The sequence below is a fragment of the Flavobacterium sp. Root186 genome, from assembly GCF_001428525.1.
Classification (GTDB): Bacteria; Bacteroidota; Bacteroidia; order Flavobacteriales; family Flavobacteriaceae; genus Flavobacterium.
Genome location: NZ_LMHW01000010.1, coordinates 1191956 through 1210360, shown reverse-complemented (window position 1 = coordinate 1210360; position 18405 = coordinate 1191956). Strand labels below are relative to the sequence as shown.

12 protein-coding genes and 1 other RNA gene are annotated in these 18405 nt (G+C 33.3%); 4 read left to right on the top strand and 9 right to left on the bottom strand.

What is annotated here, in order from left to right:
- Window positions 1-61: 61 nt before the first annotated feature.
- From ASD98_RS09090 to ASD98_RS09070, 5 genes are all read right to left on the bottom strand, one after another.
- Window positions 62-1642, bottom strand: coding sequence for a RagB/SusD family nutrient uptake outer membrane protein (locus tag ASD98_RS09090; protein WP_128414799.1), 1581 nt, complete (start codon window positions 1640-1642; stop codon window positions 62-64).
- 156 nt (window positions 1643-1798) lie between these two features.
- Window positions 1799-4837: a SusC/RagA family TonB-linked outer membrane protein gene (locus ASD98_RS09085; RefSeq protein ID WP_056203069.1), complete on the bottom strand. Its 3039-nt coding sequence runs from the start codon at window positions 4835-4837 to the stop codon at window positions 1799-1801.
- A gap of 329 nt (window positions 4838-5166) precedes the next feature.
- Window positions 5167-6192, bottom strand: coding sequence for a glycosyl hydrolase family 18 protein (locus ASD98_RS09080; protein WP_056203066.1), 1026 nt, complete (start codon window positions 6190-6192; stop codon window positions 5167-5169).
- Between the two features lie 70 nt (window positions 6193-6262).
- Window positions 6263-7786: a SusD/RagB family nutrient-binding outer membrane lipoprotein gene (locus ASD98_RS09075; RefSeq protein WP_056203061.1), complete on the bottom strand. Its 1524-nt coding sequence runs from the start codon at window positions 7784-7786 to the stop codon at window positions 6263-6265.
- Window positions 7787-7797: 11 nt separating this feature from the next.
- Window positions 7798-10995, bottom strand: coding sequence for a SusC/RagA family TonB-linked outer membrane protein (locus tag ASD98_RS09070; protein ID WP_157849149.1), 3198 nt, complete (start codon window positions 10993-10995; stop codon window positions 7798-7800).
- 270 nt (window positions 10996-11265) lie between these two features.
- On the opposite strand from ASD98_RS09070, the gene ASD98_RS09065 reads away from it, so the two are divergent.
- The 3 genes from ASD98_RS09065 to ASD98_RS09055 all read left to right on the top strand — a co-directional run bounded on the left by ASD98_RS09065 (window position 11266) and on the right by ASD98_RS09055 (window position 14645).
- Window positions 11266-12318 carry a sensor histidine kinase gene (locus ASD98_RS09065; protein ID WP_056203056.1) on the top strand — a complete coding sequence of 351 codons (1053 nt, stop codon included), beginning with the start codon at window positions 11266-11268 and terminating at the stop codon, window positions 12316-12318.
- On the top strand, window positions 12308-13009 hold the full coding sequence (locus tag ASD98_RS09060; protein WP_056203052.1) for a LytTR family DNA-binding domain-containing protein: 702 nt from the start codon (window positions 12308-12310) through the stop codon (window positions 13007-13009). Before ASD98_RS09065 ends, ASD98_RS09060 begins: the two co-directional genes overlap by 11 nt.
- A gap of 169 nt (window positions 13010-13178) precedes the next feature.
- Window positions 13179-14645, top strand: a complete 1467-nt coding sequence (locus ASD98_RS09055; protein ID WP_056203049.1) for an MFS transporter — start codon at window positions 13179-13181, stop codon at window positions 14643-14645.
- 120 nt (window positions 14646-14765) lie between these two features.
- Here the strand turns inward: ASD98_RS09055 and ASD98_RS09050 are convergent, their stop codons facing one another.
- The 4 genes from ASD98_RS09050 to ffs form a co-directional block, all read right to left on the bottom strand.
- On the bottom strand, window positions 14766-15263 hold the full coding sequence (locus ASD98_RS09050; RefSeq protein WP_056203314.1) for a hypothetical protein: 498 nt from the start codon (window positions 15261-15263) through the stop codon (window positions 14766-14768).
- 91 nt (window positions 15264-15354) lie between these two features.
- Window positions 15355-16011, bottom strand: a complete 657-nt coding sequence (gene fsa, locus ASD98_RS09045; protein ID WP_056203046.1) for a fructose-6-phosphate aldolase — start codon at window positions 16009-16011, stop codon at window positions 15355-15357.
- 172 nt (window positions 16012-16183) lie between these two features.
- Window positions 16184-16987, bottom strand: a complete 804-nt coding sequence (locus ASD98_RS09040; protein WP_056203043.1) for an SDR family oxidoreductase — start codon at window positions 16985-16987, stop codon at window positions 16184-16186.
- Window positions 16988-17139: 152 nt separating this feature from the next.
- Window positions 17140-17237: signal recognition particle sRNA small type (ffs, locus tag ASD98_RS23695), an RNA gene on the bottom strand.
- An 88-nt stretch (window positions 17238-17325) separates the two neighbouring features.
- Here ffs and ASD98_RS09035 point away from each other — a divergent pair.
- Window positions 17326-18375, top strand: coding sequence for a glutaminyl-peptide cyclotransferase (locus ASD98_RS09035; RefSeq protein WP_056203040.1), 1050 nt, complete (start codon window positions 17326-17328; stop codon window positions 18373-18375).
- Window positions 18376-18405: the final 30 nt, after the last annotated feature.

Genomic DNA, 18405 nt, shown 5'->3' with positions numbered 1-18405 from the left:
AGTAATTTCCATTTCTTATACCGTTTACTAACCAAACTTAAAATCTTAAATCTTTATTTTTTTAGAATTGATTCACTCCAGTATCCCACCAAAGTCTTGTTGCTCCAGTATCAGGACCTCCTAAAAGACTAACACCTTGTGCATAACCAGTTGGATTAGAAGTTTTCTCATTTACATAGAAATTCAATCTTCTTACAAATGTTCCATTTGGAATTTTTCCTCCAGAGAAATTATTTGCTGGCAAGAATAATTTTGGATATCCGGTTCTTCTTGTTTCTGCCCAAGCTTCTTGACCGTCAGGAAAACCAGCAATCCATTTTTGTGTAATGATTTTTTGCAGTTTCACCTCATTAGATACTGCATCAGACCATTTTACAGTTACTAAGTTTTGTGCTGCAATATTATTAGCCGCATTTAATGGATCAGTAAAATTAGCTGGCAACAAAGTATTATCACTAATATAAGTAGAAGCATCACCTGCGCCTAATTGTGCAAAAGAAACTGCAATTCCTGACTCATAGAATGATTGAGCAGATCCTCCTCCAACATTCCATCCTTTTAATGCAGCTTCCGCTTTCAAAAAGTGAGATTCAGATGCATTAAACCAAGGAATCAAGTTATTTTCTACAATAGGTCCTACTTTTGAGAACAAATCTGCTTTAGCAGTTCTATAATCAGCATCAACTAAAGTTCCCATTCTAATACCTTGATAAACACCTCCGGTAGCAGTATGGAAAAAAGTTGCTCTTCTTGGATCATTATAACCATTCATGATAGATACAATTGCCCCACCCGCATTGATATCTGCCCATGGACCTGTATATGTTTTAACAGGGTGCTCAGCAATATAAGCCATGTTATCAGCATTAGAAGTAATAACACCTAAACCTGCCAATGCTGCTTCACCTTCGGCTTTTGCTTTTACAGGATCGATATTAGAAATACGTATTGCCAAACGTAGTCTTAAAGAGTTAGCAAATTTTACCCATTTTTGTATATTTCCTCCTGCTGTCGTTCCATCAGTTGCATCTCCTGCTGCGAAAAAAGTAGCAGAAGCATCAGCCGCTTTTGGAGTTAAGATATCAATTGCAGTTTTTAACTCAGCAAAAAATTGATCGTAAACTGCTTTTTGAGAATCGTAAGGAGTTGATCCGTCAGCGTTTCCAAAACCTGAATAAACGATCGGTCCATAATAATCTGTTGTTTTATGCATTGCATAAACTTTTAAAATTAGAGACCAAGCATAAAACTGAGGATATTTCTCTTTTGTTAATTTCTCCAGATTATAAGCATTAACCATCTCTCTTTGATACTTCTGAACCCATTCTGCACCATTCCATCCATCTAATAGAGCATAAGTTGAATTATTTGCATTACCTTCAAAATCATGAGGCGTTCCCATATACCCTGAGAAGATATCTGCATTTAAATTAAATTGAATATCTCCCTGCCAATCATCTGCAACCAAGATATACATTCCTCTCTGCATAGTTTTAAGAGGCGCTTTTACCTGATTAAAATCTTGTTCTAATTGATCATTACTAAAACCAGTTTCATTGGTATTTATATCTTCAAAGTCACCTGTACAGCTGCCTAGTGAAAGGGCTAAAACTGCACTAAACATTAATAATTTATTTTTCATCTGTGAATTTTTATTGTTATTTAAAAACATTTTTATTGTCTAATAAGCTACCTTATTCTTATTAAGGTTAATTGTTCGTTTCTTTTCAATATTCGACATTCTGAAAACAAACATCATCTTACAACAACCAAAAGGTTTTGTGTTCTATTTTATAAGTTAGAAAGTTAAATTTAAATTAACACCTATACTTCTTGTTGAAGGCATTCCAAAAATATCAACACCTTGCAATCCTTCTCCAGAACTTAATGTTACGTTTGGATCAAACGGAGCATCTTTATAAAAGAAAAATAAGTTTTTACCAACAAGAGAAACATTCACTGCATTGAAGATTGAAGTTTTACTGAAATCAAAAGTATATCCTAATGAAAGTTCTCCTAATCTAATGTTTGTTGCTTTGTACATGTATTCACCTGTAGCACCTGCTCTATCACCTACTTGACTATAGTAATCTTGAGCATTCATTGTTGTTACGGCATTTCCATTTGTATCTACAGCATTTATTTTTACTCCACCTGCATCTCTTGCATCGCCACTTGCTTTAGATACTCCGTAAGAATCAAGCATTGCTTCAGTCATACTCATTACATGACCTCCAAATCTTCCGTCGATAAGTATGTTTAAGAATATTTTTTTGTACTTGAATGAGTTTGAAAAACCTAACATAAAATCAGGATTTGAGCTTCCCATATCCACCCAGTCCGTTTTTTGAATACGACCAGTGCCATCAAGTAAAATTTGGCCTTGTGAATTTTTTACAATATTTTTACCTTGAATTGTTCCAAATGGTTGTCCTTCTTTCATAACATATCTATAACTATTTGGATCTCCATTAGTCAAGATAACTGTATTAATTTCCCCATTTGCACCTGTACCTAAATCAAGTACTGTATTTTTATTTGAAGCATAATTCAATCCAAGATCCCAAGAGAATTTATCTGTTTCAATTGCTTTACCAGTTACTGTAATCTCAAAACCTTTATTTTCGATACTACCAGCATTAAATGCGTAGTTAGTATATCCTGTTGTATTAGGGATTGGAGCTGGAGATGTAATTAATTGATTTTTAGTTTCGTTTCTATAGTATGTAAAATCAAATCCAATTCTGTTGTTCAAGAATCTCCATTCTGTTCCAAATTCATATGAATTTTGCATTTCTGGTTTCAAAGAAGTCCCTGGTTTTGGCCCTACTAATGGTGGTGTTAACACACCTCCAACCATAGTGTTTACTGGTGAAGTTAAAAAAGCATTAACATCATTACCCACCTGAGCAAAAGACCCTCTTACTTTTGCATAACTAATTGCTTCAGGGAATGTTACCATTTGGCTTAGAATTGCAGACAAACCTACAGAAGGATAAAAGAAACTTATGTTATCTGTATTAACTAGAGTTGAAGACCAGTCATTTCTTCCCGTTACATCAAGATAAAGCATATCTTTATAACCAAAAGTTGCACTTGCAAATAGTGACTGAACTTCTTTTTTACCTCCAATAGTGTGAGTATTTCTTTCAGCAGACACAAAATTTCCTGTATTAAACCAGTTCGCATTTATTAATCCATTTTTTTGGCCTGAATCACTTATATAAGCGTCATTGATTGTAGATTTTGTAATGCTTGTACCAATGTTAGCACTGAATGAGAAATCTTCATTGAATTTTGTATTAATAGTAGCAATTAAATCACCATATAATTGAGTACTTTCACTATCTGAGTAAATATATCTACCTGTAGATGGAGCCAATGTTTCATTTGTACCTGCATACATTCTTTTATCAAAAATGTTGTCAAATTTGTTATAACCTCCTCTTGCTTTAATACTTAACCATTCAGTTGCTTTATATGTAATGGCCGCAGAAGTAATCAATGATTGATTTTTATCGATAGATCTGTTTCTGTTTAAAATCCATCCTGGATTTTGAATAATATCCGATGTTAGAGTTGGCCATCTTTGATCCATTAAGTTTCTTGCTGGATTGAAAACTTCAAAATTCTTATAATAATCATTAAAATCATTACCTCTTGGAAATAAATAAGTTCCAGTTAATGGATTGAAATACAATCCGTTTGTTGGTTTATTTATAATTTTTTGTTCTGCATAAGATATCGAACCGTCGACAGTTACTTTATCATCAAATAACTTAACGCTTTGACGAAGTGCAATGTTATTTTTCTTAAACTCGTTTGTTGGGATTATTCCATCAACTTTAGTGTTTGCATAAGTAAGGCTAGTTGACATTTTATCAGATCCGCCATTTACAGATACAGAGTTAATCATTGTTAAACCTGTGTTGTAAAAACCTTTTACATGGTCAGGAGATTTTTTAGCAGCACCCCAAGTTTTGTCAGATGATGGAGCTGCTCCATAATTAGTTTGAAATTCTGGTAAAGAAACCACATTATCTACAAAAACACTTGCATTATAAGCTGCTGTTACTTTTCCTTCTTTTCCTTTTTTAGTTGTTACTAAGATTACACCATTTGCCCCTTGAGAACCATATAAAGCAGCTGCAGAAGCTCCTTTAAGAACTGTCATAGATTCAATATCATCAGGGTTCATCATTGAGATTGCGTCTCCACCATCTCTATTTCCTCCAGCTGTATCACCAAAAACCTGATTAGCCTGAGCAGAGTTAGAGTTCAATAATGGAATTCCATCAATAACATATAAAGGCTGGTTATTTGTAGCGGATGAGTTACCACGAATAGTCACTTTTACTGCACCACCAGCTCCAGCTGAACTTTTTCCAACAATTAAACCAGCAACTTTTCCAGATAAGCTGTTCATTAAGTTGGCATCTTTTACTCTTGTTACTTCATCACCTTTAACCTCTTGTGCTGCATAAGTAAGCGTCTTTTTTGATCTTTTAAGTCCTAATGAAGTTACCACAACTTCATTTAATGCATTTGACGCTGCTTGTCCCATTTTTACATTAATTGTAGCAGCATCGCCTACAACTATATTTTGTGTTTCTAGGCCAACATAGCTAAAAACTAATGTTTGTCCTTTTTGAACCTCAATTGAGTACAATCCATCAAAATCGGTAGTAGCACCTTTTTGACTTCCTTGTACAGCAACAGATGCACCCGGTAACGGCATCCCATCAGAATCTGTAATCACACCTTTAACATTTTTTACTTGTGCAAGCGAAACCTGCGCCGTAAAAACAATCATAAAGATTAAGAAAATTTTTTTCATGTTTATTTATTTTGTTAGTTATGACGTAAAATTATTCTTAAGGGATTGTTAAAAAAAATATATTATACAAACAGCTATAATTTTTAAACGAACGACATAAATCATTCAATAATCCGCTACCCGAAAACGTATTCGTTTCTATTAAAAGCATATTTCGCCCTATTTACGACCATTTTTATTCAAAAATTTTACAATTCATTAAAAAATATTTAAAATCAGCAAATATTTAAAAATCTGGTATTTATATAAAAAGTTTCGCTTCTTTCTAATTTATTGAATTAAAAAGAAGCGAAAAACTTATTAATTTTAAAAATCTGTAAGTGAGTTATTTAATTACCACACATTCCTGAAGTTTTAAATTTTAAAGAAGAATATTTTTTATGAATAACATCTAACAAAGAATATTCAGTAAAGGAATCTTGGGCCAATTCCCAAATCATTATTCCTCCTGTATATTCTGCAGCATATTCTACTTTTCTGGAAATTGTGGGTCTGCCGTTATAAAATATTTTTCCAATTTCATCCTGATCTGCAAACTGAGTTCCGACTTCTACTATCTGTCCAAAACTTGAACCTGTTACTTCTGGAAAAGTAAAATTATATCCGTAGAAAGGAACTCCAAGCGTGAGTTTTTCACTTGGAACATTTTGCTGTTTATGCCAAAATTCTATTCCACTTCTTGCGAATTCATAAGAACTGTGTTGTTCAACTTTAGTCGGACTCCAAGGTCCTGTACTATCGTACGCCATTATATTTATAAAATCAAAAGCATTTAAGGCTGCTGAATTTATATTTACAAATCGCACACTATTGGGTAAAGCTGCGGTAAGAAGTTTTTTATCATCTGACAGACTCTTTTTTAATTCAACCACAAAACCGCTGTAACCAGATGTCACTGCATCCCATTCGAGATCAACATCGACTCCGTCTAAATTATGATCTTTTACAAATTTTAAAATATTTTGGATGAATGCCGGACGGTTTTCAGATTTATCAATTAATGTTGACCAGTTTTTAGCCTGTTCTTCAGAAATAACACCACCTGCCAGCGAAATACTTACAATAATATTAGGGTTAACTGATTTTGCATATTTAACTACAGCGTCAATATCTCCTGTAAATAGTATGTTTCCATCTTTATCTGGATTTGCAAATGCGATATTTAAATGCGTTAGTTTACAAAACTGAATGGAAGAAATTTTACCGAAACTATCTGTCGATAAATATCCAACAACTCTTGCTGTTTTCGTTTTTGAATCTTCTGGATTATGTTCTTTTTCGTTTGTACAGCTGTATACTGAAAAAAGCGAACTTATATAAAAAAGGATGCCTAATAAGGCTTTATTTTTTATCATAATTTTTTAAATTTAATTAGAATGAAAATATGACCTCATTAGGCATAACTTTATGTTTTTAGGATTTTATTTAGTTCGCATCCCACCAAACTTTATTCAGCCAGTCGTTCGTTCCCCCCATTCTTGATAAAGCTTCTAAATAATTTTTCTCATTTTTCTGCATCTCATCGTTAGGATAATACAAACGTTTTGGCGTAACCCCACCTGTTTCTGAATCAGGGTTTGTAATTGGAATCAATACTGGGAATCCTGTTCTTCTCCAGTTTGAATACGCTTCAATACTATTAAAGATATAAGTAATCCAAAGCTGTGTTGAAATTTGTTTTAACTCTTGTCCGGCAACCAAAGGTTTAGCATTTAGATATGTATCGATCGCTGCTTGTGTTGCAGGTGTTGCTCCATAAATCTCTAATTGTTTAATACCTGCTTCAACTCCTTTTTTATAGTAGTCTGCTGCAGAACCTGCAACCCAGCCTCTAAATGCTGCTTCTGCAAGTAACAATTGAGATTCTGAATAACTTACGTGTAAAAACGGTGTCGTTTTTTGCTTAAAGTAAGATTGTATTCCAGATGTTGAGCTTGCTCCCATTGGAACTTCCCATTGAAAAAGTCCTGGCTTTACACCTTCATATGGTGTTTCACCCGGCTGCAATGGTGCTCCCCACGCAAGGCTGCTTGTTGTTTTTGGAGTTGCATACATTGGTAATCTTGGATCTCCGTTGTCTCTTAAAAAGTCAATAACTAAAGTACTAAAGTGATCTCCGTGTTCATTCCCTACAAGTGCATATGCTAATCCATTTCCTCTAAAATCAATAGAAGCAGGATCATCATTAAAAGTAGCATCTAAATGACGCATAATACAGTTATCAGCATTGCTTGTAAAAACTCCTGCCGCTAAAGCAGCTTTCACTTGTTTTTCTGCTTCTGCTGGTTTAACCTCCGAAATTCTCATTCCCAGACGTAATCTTAATGTATTAGCTAATTTTTTCCATTTAGTAATATCTCCACCATAAAATAAATCTCCTTTTACAGTTCCGCCATTAGCATTTAATTGATTATGAGCTTCTTCTAAATCATGAAAGAATGACATATAAATCTCTTCCTGTGTATCATATCGAGGCGTTACAATTCCTTTTGAGAAACCTAATCCGGCTTCAGAATAAGGAATGTCTCCATAAATATCTGTAATACGCTGTGCAACCATCACTTTCATAATTTTAGCAACAGCATTCATATTTACGGCAGATTGATCTCCATTTGTTTTTTCAAGGATATCAACTACGTTTTTTAATTCGTTTTGGTAACCATTTCTCCAAAGAGCAGTTGCATAACCGTCATCTTTTTTGAATTTGCTTCCAAACTCAGTTACGTTCCATGCACCTGCATAATGCTGCACAAAACCTCCTGAATAAATTAAATTGGTTCTCCATTGGTAAAATCCGTCACCCGACATACACAATTGGGTGAACGTAAGCTGCCCAGCTGGGTTTGCAGACAACGCAACCGGATCTTTTTCCAATTCGTCAAAATTTTCGGTACAGCCTACTGCAGTAAACAATGTGAGTACGGCTATTATTATTTGTTTAAATTTCATAATTTCTTTTTTTAGAATGCAACTTTAATATTAAAACCGTACGATTGTCTAAATGGCAATGAACCATATTCGAAACCTTGTCCGTTTCCAGAAGTATACATTGACTCAGGGTCAATATTTGGAAGATCTTTATTGAAAGTCAATAAGTTTCTTGCAAATGCCGAAACATAAATTGAACTTATTTTTGAATCACCAAAAACGCTTGATGGTATAGTATATCCTAAACTCACCTCTCTTAATTTCACATAAGATGCATCATAAACAAATGGTGCTGGTGAATTGTTGAATACCGTATTCCAGTAATCCTGAGGATTAATCGGTTTTGTATTTTTAACATAAACCGGATTAGCTGCTGTTCCTGTGTTTACAACACCTTCTGCAACATAACCTGCTGTAGGAACCCATGTAGACTGGCTAAAGTTCGGATCATTAGCAATGGCTTCTGCTCTTGCATGGTTATATGCATCTCTTCCTTCTGTAGTTACATCTAAAAGTCCTTTTGTTGCGGCCAATGAATTTGTCATAGAGTATACATCCATACCAAATTTCATATCGATCAAGAACTGAAGTGTAATTCCTTTGTAAGTAAATCTGTTAGTTAAACCAGCAGCCCAATCAGGAAGTCCTTTTCCTAAAGCTACTTTTTCATCTGTAAATAATGGTAAACCATTTGCAGCTACTACTTTTTCTCCATTTTCATTTCTTAAGAAATCTCTACCCATAATTGTTCCGTATTGACCGCCAACCTGAGCAACAACAGCTGCTCCAGCCCAACGAGCTTCAGAAATAGTATAAGTATTAATATCTGGATGCAATGAAAGAATCGAGTTTTTGTTTTTTGAGAAGTTCAAGTCAATTCCCCATTCAAAACTGTTTGTTTTTATTGGAGTACCAGATAAGAATATCTCGATACCTTCGTTACGTAATTTTCCGGCATTTACAGAGATAAACTCATATCCAGATGTTGCAGATGAAGGTAAATCAAGTGTTTGATCTGATGTATCTTCACGATATACTGTAATATCTGCTTTTAATCTGTTTTTGAAGAAAGCAGTTTCAACTCCAAACTCAATTCCAGTTTTTGACTGATACGTTAAATTAGGGTTTGGTGCTGCAGTATTTTTAATGTTTACAACACTTTGTCCGTCGTATGAAGAAAATGTAGTATAGTTTAACGCATTTTTATAAGCTCCCGGCGAGTTCGAAACTTGTGCCCATGATGCTCTGAATTTACCATACGAGAAAGTATCGTTTTGAATATTAAGCGCATCTGAGAATACAAATCCTAATGAACCAGCAGGATAGAATGCACTTTCATCACCACTGTAAATTACACTAAACCAGTCATTTCTTCCTGTAAACTCTGCATATAAATATCCTTTATAATCTAATTTTGCAGATCCGTAAACTGAGTTTGTTCTAGTTTTTGTTTCAACCGGAGCATTTTCAGTTTTATTCACAAAATTACTGATGTACTCTGTACCCGGTTCAATAATTTTTGTTCCAAATCTTGAATTTTGCTCTCTTCTAAAATCTCTTCTTGCTGTACCTAAAATTCCAGAAAAAGTTAAATCTTTAGCTAGTTTAATATCGCTCAAAGTCGCAATAATATCTGTATTCATTTCTGAAACGTTAATATTGTTTAAACCAAGATATCCTTCGTCTCTTCCCGGCCAGGTACTTCCTGCAGCCATAAAATCTTTTGAACTAAAGGCATAAGTATCAAGTCCAGTTCTAAAAGTAAGAGCAATCCATTTTTTCAATTGATACGTTCCCGTAACGTTTCCTATAAAACGATTTTTTACAGACGTATTATGATTTTCTTCTGTTACAAAATATGGGTTCAACAAATAAACATTGCTGTTCCATGGATAAATCTGACCTGTATCATTATTTTTATAATTTTTCAACCAAGCCTGATCAATGTTTGGAGCCAATCCGCTTAATGAATATCCTACGTTGTTAGGCGAATCTCCCAAACCTGGTCTGTTATTCGTATTTTCAGCAATATAATTTACGTTAGCATCCAAAGTAAATTTTTCTGATCTTAAAGTAGCATTTAAACTAGCATCATTTCTTTCTAAACCTGATCCCGGAATTACATCATCATTTTTTAGGTTATTATAACCAAAACGTACAAATCCGCTGTCATTTCCACCAGAAATAGCAATTCCATTTGTTGTAGTAAATCCAGTTCCAAAGAAATCCTGAATGTTGTTATCTACTTTTTTATACGGTTTCATTGAGCCATCAAATATTTTTACCTGCTGCCCTACTGATTCAGAGAACTTAGGTCCCCAGGCATTTGTAGTATAGCCGTAAATTTCTGTTGGGGCTCTTGAAGGATCCGGCAGTGCACCATTTGATCCTGTTCCATATTCACTTTGATAATCTGAATATTTAGCATTTACTCGGTCAAAATTCACCCCGCTTGTTAATTCTACACGAAGTTTTCCTTTAGTTCCTTTTTTAGTAGTAATTAAAATTACACCATTCAAAGCTCGTGAACCATACAAAGCCGCAGCTGCAGCTCCTTTAAGTACTGTTAAACTTTCAATGTTGTTTGGGTTGATTCCAGAGATTCCGTCTCCGTTATCACGACCGTCAAACCATTTACTTGTTGCAGCCTGATCATTATTTAAACCAGAGTTGTCGATAGGAACTCCATCAACCACATAAAGAGGCTGATTGCTTTCACCAATACTCGAAATACCTCTAATAATAACCCTTGTACTTCCTGCAACACCAGTAGCTGGTATAGAAACGTCTACACCGGCAACTCTACCAGATAAAGCTGTAGTTACATTGGTCGTAATGGCCTTGTTTAACTGCTCTCCTTTTACATCCTGAACGGCATAACCCAGTTCTTTTTTCTGTCTCTTAATCCCTAACGCTGTAACAACAACTTCATTTAAATTTTGTGCATCTTGAGTTAGCACAACATTTACAGTTGCAGAAGATCCAACTGTTACAGTTTTAGTTTTAATACCTATATACGAAAATACAAGAACATCTCCAGTAGATGCCTGAATCGTATACACTCCATCATAATCGGTTTGACTTGCCGTTTTTGTACCTTGAATAAGAATACTCACCCCCGGCAGCGGCAACCCATTTTGATCGCTTACCAAACCTTTGACCGTTTTTACCTGCGCAACAGACAATTGCGCCGTAAAGACAATCATAAGGATTAACATAATTTGTTTCATTTTTATCATGGTTTTTGATTAGTTAAGCGATAAATTTATTGTTAAGGGACTGTTAAAAAAAATAATTTATACAAACGGTCAGATTTTTTAAACAAACGACATAAAACATTCAACATTATGTTTTACGAAAACGTTATCCTATTTAAATAAAATATTAATTAGCTTTTTTTACAAAATTTTATTCAAAAGAATTGTGATTTAGCCAGTAATTGTGTAAAGTTGCACAGTAATTACAAAGCTTTACAAATAATAACAAAACGTTAAAAAAAGTTGAACGAAATTCAAAAACTAAAATTTGACATAAAACTTCAAAATCATATCTGGTTTTGGGGTTCTTATTTCACTCTCAACTTTTTACGATGGGGCGCTTACTTTAACGACTATCCGTATTCATTCAAATCGAACTTAATTGAGTTTTCGCTGCATATACCATTAGTATATTTCAATCTTTTCGTTTTAGTACCAAAATATGTTCTTAAACAAAAATATATAACCTATACAATAGCGCTTCTTGTAAGCCTTTTTGGAATCTATTTATTAAAAACGGCGCTTACCTATTATATTATATCCGAAAATATCTGGCCGGAAGCTAACAGAGAATACCATCCTTTTGAAATCAATCATATCGTAGCAGTCTGTATTGGCGAATTGTACGTTTTAGCAATGGCGTCATCAGTATACCTGACTTTAACCTGGCTTCGCGAAAGGGAAAGAAACAGATCACTGCGAGAAAATCAGTTTAAAATCAAACTGAAATATCTCGAAAATCAAATTCAGCCGCATTTCTTTTTCAATACCTTAAATAATCTATATGCCTTATCTTTAGAATCTTCGGATAAAGTTCCGGATGTGATTATCAAGCTTTCTAATTTGATGGAATATGTACTGTATGACGTAAAAGGAACCAAGTTTGTACCGCTGATAAAAGAGATCGATTATATTCAAAATTATATTGAAATAGAAAAGCTTCGTTTTGACAATGTGGAAGTTACCGTTAATTTAGAATCAAACATTGAAGATATTGTAGTTCCGCCTTTAATATTTATTTCATTGGTCGAAAATGCCTTCAAACATGGCGGCGTAAATAATAATAACTTTAAAATTAAAATCAATTGTAAAGTTATCGACAATAAAATGTTAGACTTTGAAATCTTAAATAATTTTGTAATTTCACAAAATGTTAAGTCAAAAGGCGGCATTGGTTTAGTTAACACAAAGAAGAGACTAAAATTAATTTACAAAAATAATTTCAGCTTAAAAGACAAAATAAAACTGAATTACTATATAATTCGTTTGCAAATACCTATTCATAATGAAAATTAAATGTGTATTGATTGATGATGAACCGTTAGCAATCAAAGTCCTGCAAAATTACTTTAACAATTTTACAGATTTTGAAGTTGTCGGAACATTCAATAACTCTTTAGAAGCTCTGGATTTTATAAACAGCACTTCTGTAGATGCCGTTTTTTTAGACATTAATATGCCAATGATGACTGGCTTTGAGCTGATAAGCTTAATCGAAAACAAAACCAAAGTTATCATCACAACCGCTTTTAGAGAATTTGCTGCCGAAAGTTATGATCTTGATGTTTTAGATTATTTAGTAAAACCTATTCCACTTCCGAGATTTATCAAATGCATTAATAAAATTACAACCGAATTCAATTTAAAAAACAATATTAAAATTGATGTAGCCAAAGGCGATTCGCATATTTTTATTAAGGTTGATAAAAAAATGATGAAAATTAATATTGAAGAAATTCTTTTTATCGAAGGAATGAAAGAATATATAAAGGTAGTAATACCTGATAAGACCTATATTACGCATAAATCTTTGACTTCATTATCTGAAGAATTGCCTGCAGATCGCTTCTTACGTATCCACAAATCCTACGTTATTGCCTTAAATAAGGTAAAATCTATTGAAGGAAACCGTATTCAAATTCAGTCTTATACAATTCCAATAGGTAGAAATTACAGTAAAGACGTAAAAAACAGAATTCTCGAATAAAATTTTAACATTTCTAACTCTATATAAATTAACACATTGTTGAATAAATAAGGTTGTTCGTTTAAATTTAACATTATTTTCGATCAATAATTTTTTTTTGATACACTTAACAAATATATTTACGGTCTTCAAAAAACAATTTTATTAAAAAATTAACCTTATTACAATTATGAGTTCAGAAAATGTTCAAACCAAATGGGGACAGTTTATCTCATTGATAATCGTCTTCTTCTTTTGGGGTTTTGTTGGTTCTGCCAATGATATCCTGATTCCCGTATTCAAAAAAGTATTTACTTTATCTCAGGTACAGTCACAATTAGTTGCCTGGGCATTTTATGCTGCGTATTTTGTAGGTTCGATAATCTTCTTTTTAGTTTCTCTAAAATTAGATGTACTGCAAAAATTCGGTTATAAAAAAACACTTTCAGCTGGTTTAATTCTTTCGGCTGTTGGATCATTTTTATTTGTTCCGGCTGCTACAATGGAAAGTTTCCCTTTCTTTTTAACCGCTTTGTTTACTGTTGGTTTAGGTTTTTCAATTCAACAAATTGTAGCAAATCCTTTAGCAATTAAAATGGGAAGTCCTGCCACAGGGGCACACCGTTTAACTTTAGCAGGAGGTATCAACTCATTCGGTACAACTATTGGAGCAATTCTATTAGGTATTGCTTTATTCGGAATGGGAGATAATAAAAACACATCTCTTTCTTTAGAAGACATTAAATTACCTTTTATCATTCTTGGTCTTGCTTTTATCGTAGTAGCAGTTTTCATGAACTTCTCTAAAATTGAAGATCCGGAAAAAGAGGAAGAAGTTGTTAAAACAGCACACGAAAAATTCAACATTCTTGATTACCCACAATTATACTTAGGAATGTTAGGTATCTTTATTTATGTAGGTACTGAGGTAACTATCATTAGTAATTTGCCAGCTTTATTACATACTGCAGAATTCGGAAATGTATTAGAAGATGCAATTGCACCATTTATCGCCCTTTACTGGGGAAGTTTAATGATTGGCCGTTGGAATGGCGGTGTTAACGTTTTCAACACTTCTACTTTAGTAAATACAGCCTTAAAATTTATTGTTCCTGCTTTAGCATTTGGAGTTATTATTGGAGCTAATATTTTTGCGGCACATGATGTATCTGCATTCTACATTTACCCACTTTGGATTTTATTATTTATAGCTGTAAGCTTTGTGGGAGGTAAAAATGCTGGAAAAACTTTAATGCTTTTCGGAATATCTGGTTTAATAATGATGATTGCAGGATTAGCTTGGCCAAATCCTGAAATTGCTAAATTCTTCTTTATTTCTGGTGGATTATTCTTATCTATCATGTGGCCTTCTATCTTCGATTTAGCGATTGCAGGTTTAGGTAAAAATACAGGAAAAGCATCTTCATTCTTGATTATGATGATTCTTGGAGGAGGAGTTATTCCTTTAGTTCAAGGAAGTATTTGTGATCTTGATGTTACAAGCCCAGAAGGAATTTTCGGAATTACATGGACACATTTCTCTTATATAGTACCACTTATTGGTTTTGCCTATTTAGGATTCTATGGTTTCTACTGTCCTAAAATATTAAAAAGACAAGGAATCAACCATGTTCAAAGTGAAGGCGGCGGTCACTAAAATTTTAGAAATAACAATAAAAAAAATCCAAATTCCAATTTTACAGTAGGAATTTGGATTTTTTTTATTTCACAAAAAGAAAACCTTTGCACCTCTGTATCTCTGAACCTTTGCATCTTTCTACTTGGCATTAATAACATTACTCAGGTTCTTCTTAAAAACAGTCTTATTTTGTTCAGACAATTGGTAAACAACATCTTTATCAGCATGAACAATAACCTTATCGATATTCGCATTTAAAAGAGCTTGCGGGTCTTTTATTTTTAAAGTACAGGCACCATCAAAAAAACCATCGTCTTCAATAATTTTCTTTGCTTGGATAACAGTTCCATTGCTTAAAACAGCCGAAATTGTCATTTCTTTATTTAAGGTTTTAGAATAAAATCCATCCATGACAAGAAGCAGTCGATAAGAATTTTTCATTTCAGGGCCTTTAAATTCATGCCTCGTAATATTATACCGAAGCCCTTTTGCTAAAGACTGAAATGCTACAGAACAATCCAATTCAAATGTGGCCACATCGCCGGCATCATTTACACTCTTTAATATTTCAGCTGTCTGTGCATTTATTGAAATACTAGCAGCAAAAAAAGACAGAATTATCAATATCACTTTCATAATCAACAATTTAAGTTTCATATAAAAGTAAAAAAAATCGCCTTTTCCCGTTAGAAAAAAGACGATTTAATTTTTTATAAGTATCTAAGGATTACTTGTTTCCTTTTTCGAAATCAGCTACAAACTGAGCTAAACCGATATCTGTTAACGGGTGTTTCAACAATCCGTAAATTGCAGAAAGAGGTCCAGTCATAACATCAGCACCAATTTTAGCACAATTTACAATATGCATTGTGTGACGTACTGAAGCAGCTAAAATTTGAGTTTCGTAACCGTAGTTATCATAAACTTCTCTAATTTCCTGAATTAAGTTTAAACCGTCAGTTGAGATATCATCTAAACGACCCACAAACGGAGAAACATAAGTTGCTCCCGCTTTAGCAGCCAAAAGAGCTTGTCCTACAGAGAAAACAAGAGTTACGTTAGTTTTAATTCCTTTATCAGAAAAATATTTTGCAGCCATAACTCCTTCTTTAGTCATAGGCAGTTTTACAACGATTTGGTCATGTAATTCAGCTAACTCTTCACCTTCTTTGATCATTCCATCATAATCAAGAGCGTTTACTTCAGCACTTACATCACCTTCTACAAGATTGCAAATGTCAACATAATGCTTTAAAATATTGTTTTTTCCTGTAATTCCTTCTTTCGCCATTAATGACGGATTTGTCGTTACACCATCCAAAACACCTAAAGCTTGTGCTTCTTTAATTTGATCTAAGTTAGCTGTGTCAATAAAAAATTTCATAATTTATTTAAGTTTAAATTGTGTTGATTTGTTTTAAGTGGTTTGCTTGAAATTTTTAAATTAAGAATCTTAAGCAAATTCAGCTGCAAAATTACAAAATCAATATCAATAACGATTTCAAAATCAAAACCAATTTGAAATTATATGTTATAAATAAAAAAATAATTGTGTTTTAAAGCTTATAATGATTCATTAGCATTTTTTCATACACTTTATCCGGAAGTGCACGTTTCAGAACAATTGAAAATTTCTGCATGAAAACACCCACTTTGTAATGCACTTTTGGTTTGTCTTTTTGTATGATTTTAAAAATAGCCTCAGCCATTTCATTTGGATTACTTCCGGCATCAACATGTTCGTTCATGGTTGCAAGCGTATCTCCATATACTTTTTCGTAAGCAGAACCTTTTAAAACAGGTGCATGATAACGTCCTGATGCAATATTAGTTGCAAAATCACCAGGAGCAACATTGGTAATTTCAATTCCAAATTGCTTTACTTCCATTCTTAAAGCTTCGGTGATTAATTCCAAAGCTCCTTTCGAAGCCGAATAAACACTTCGGTAAGGCAGTCCCATATAAGCGGCAATTGACGTAATATTAATAATTAAACCTGATTTTTGTTCGCGCATTTGCGGCAAAACAGCTTTCATTACTTCAATCGGACCAAAGAAATTCGTTTCAAAATTGTTTTTAATTTCTTCCATCGGAATTTCTTCCAAAGGTCCTGTAATCCCAACTCCGGCGTTGTTAATTACAATATCTAATCTTCCTGAAGTTTCAATAATTTTTACAACGGCTGTTTTAATTGAATCAGCATTTCGAACATCTAAAGCAACTAATGGAAAAACTGAATTTAAAACTTTTTCAGGATTTCTGCTCGTTCCGTAAACAACGAAACCTTTAGCATGTAAAAATTCTCCAATAGATTTACCTATTCCCGATGATCCTCCTGTAATTAAAACGACTTTATTCATTTTGAGTTATGAGTTATAAATTATTGAGTTATGAGTTTGATGCAGAGAAATCTTTTTACTTCTAACATTTAACTTTTACCCCTAAGAAAGGTCCAAAAATAAAAAAATCCTCCCGAAGGAAGACTACTTTTATACAAATTCTAAAAAATAAAAAGTGGCAAGCGACCTACATCGCACCGCTCAACCACGTACCCTTGCTATGTTCCCATCCTGGGGGAGTCTGCAGGAGCTGGTCGTGTAGGACTTGCCGGTGCAAATATACAATCTTTTTATATTTTTGCAAGAGCTTTGCTGCTATAAAAATATCGTTGTATATTGGCTTATTCAAATTTTAAACTATGAAAAAATATAACTTCCTAACTGTCATTTTATTAGGAATTACATTAATTGGATGTAATGGCACAAAAAAAGGTGAAAATTCTTTATTTACTATCGATGATTCTGCTTTTCCTGCCCATTTTTTACCACAAGAAGCGGTTTCAATTGGAATTTTAAATCCAAATTCGAAAGAAATCGACAGCATTGTATATTTTGTTAACGACAAAAAAGTGGGAAGTACAAAAGGAGCTGAGAAATTTAAATTTGAATTAAAAGATCAAAAATTAGGTTATCAATACTTAAAAGCTAGTGCTTATTTTGGAAGTGATTCATCTGATGCGACAAAAAGAATTGAAGTTGTTTCTGATGTTCAGCCGAAAGCATTAAAATTTAAAATAGTAAACACTTTTCCACACGACCCAGAAGCTTTTACTGAAGGTTTAGAATTTCATGATGGCGTTTTATTTGAAAGTACAGGTCAAAAAGAAGATTCATACTTTAGATCTGTTGATTATAAAACCGGAAAAGTAATCAAGCAGGTTGATCTTCCTAAAGAATATTTTGGAGAAGGAATTACTTTTATCAATGGCAAATTATTTCAATTAAGCTGGCAGGAAAAAACAGGTTTTATTTATGATGCTAACACATTAAAACTTGAAAAAAAATTCACCTATGATAAAGATATTGAAGGCTGGGGAATGACGCATGATGATAAATATATTTATCACTCTGACGGAACTGAGAAAATCTGGAAAATGGATCCAAATACTCAAAAATTAATTGATTACATTAATGTGTATTCTGGTTCTTCAAAAATTAAAGCAATCAACGAATTAGAACTAATCGATGGGAAATTCTATGTAAACGTTTGGCAGAAAGATGCAATTGCGGTTGTAAATCCAACATCTGGTGCAGTTGAAGGAATATTAAACCTTTCTGATTTACGCAAATTCATTAAAGCTCCAAAAGCAGAAGTTTTAAACGGAATTGCTTACAATCCTCAAACTAAAACCATTTTTGTTACTGGTAAATATTGGGAGAAAATGTTTGAAATCACAGTTTCAGAATAAAAAACACAAAGAATAAAAACACGAATTTCA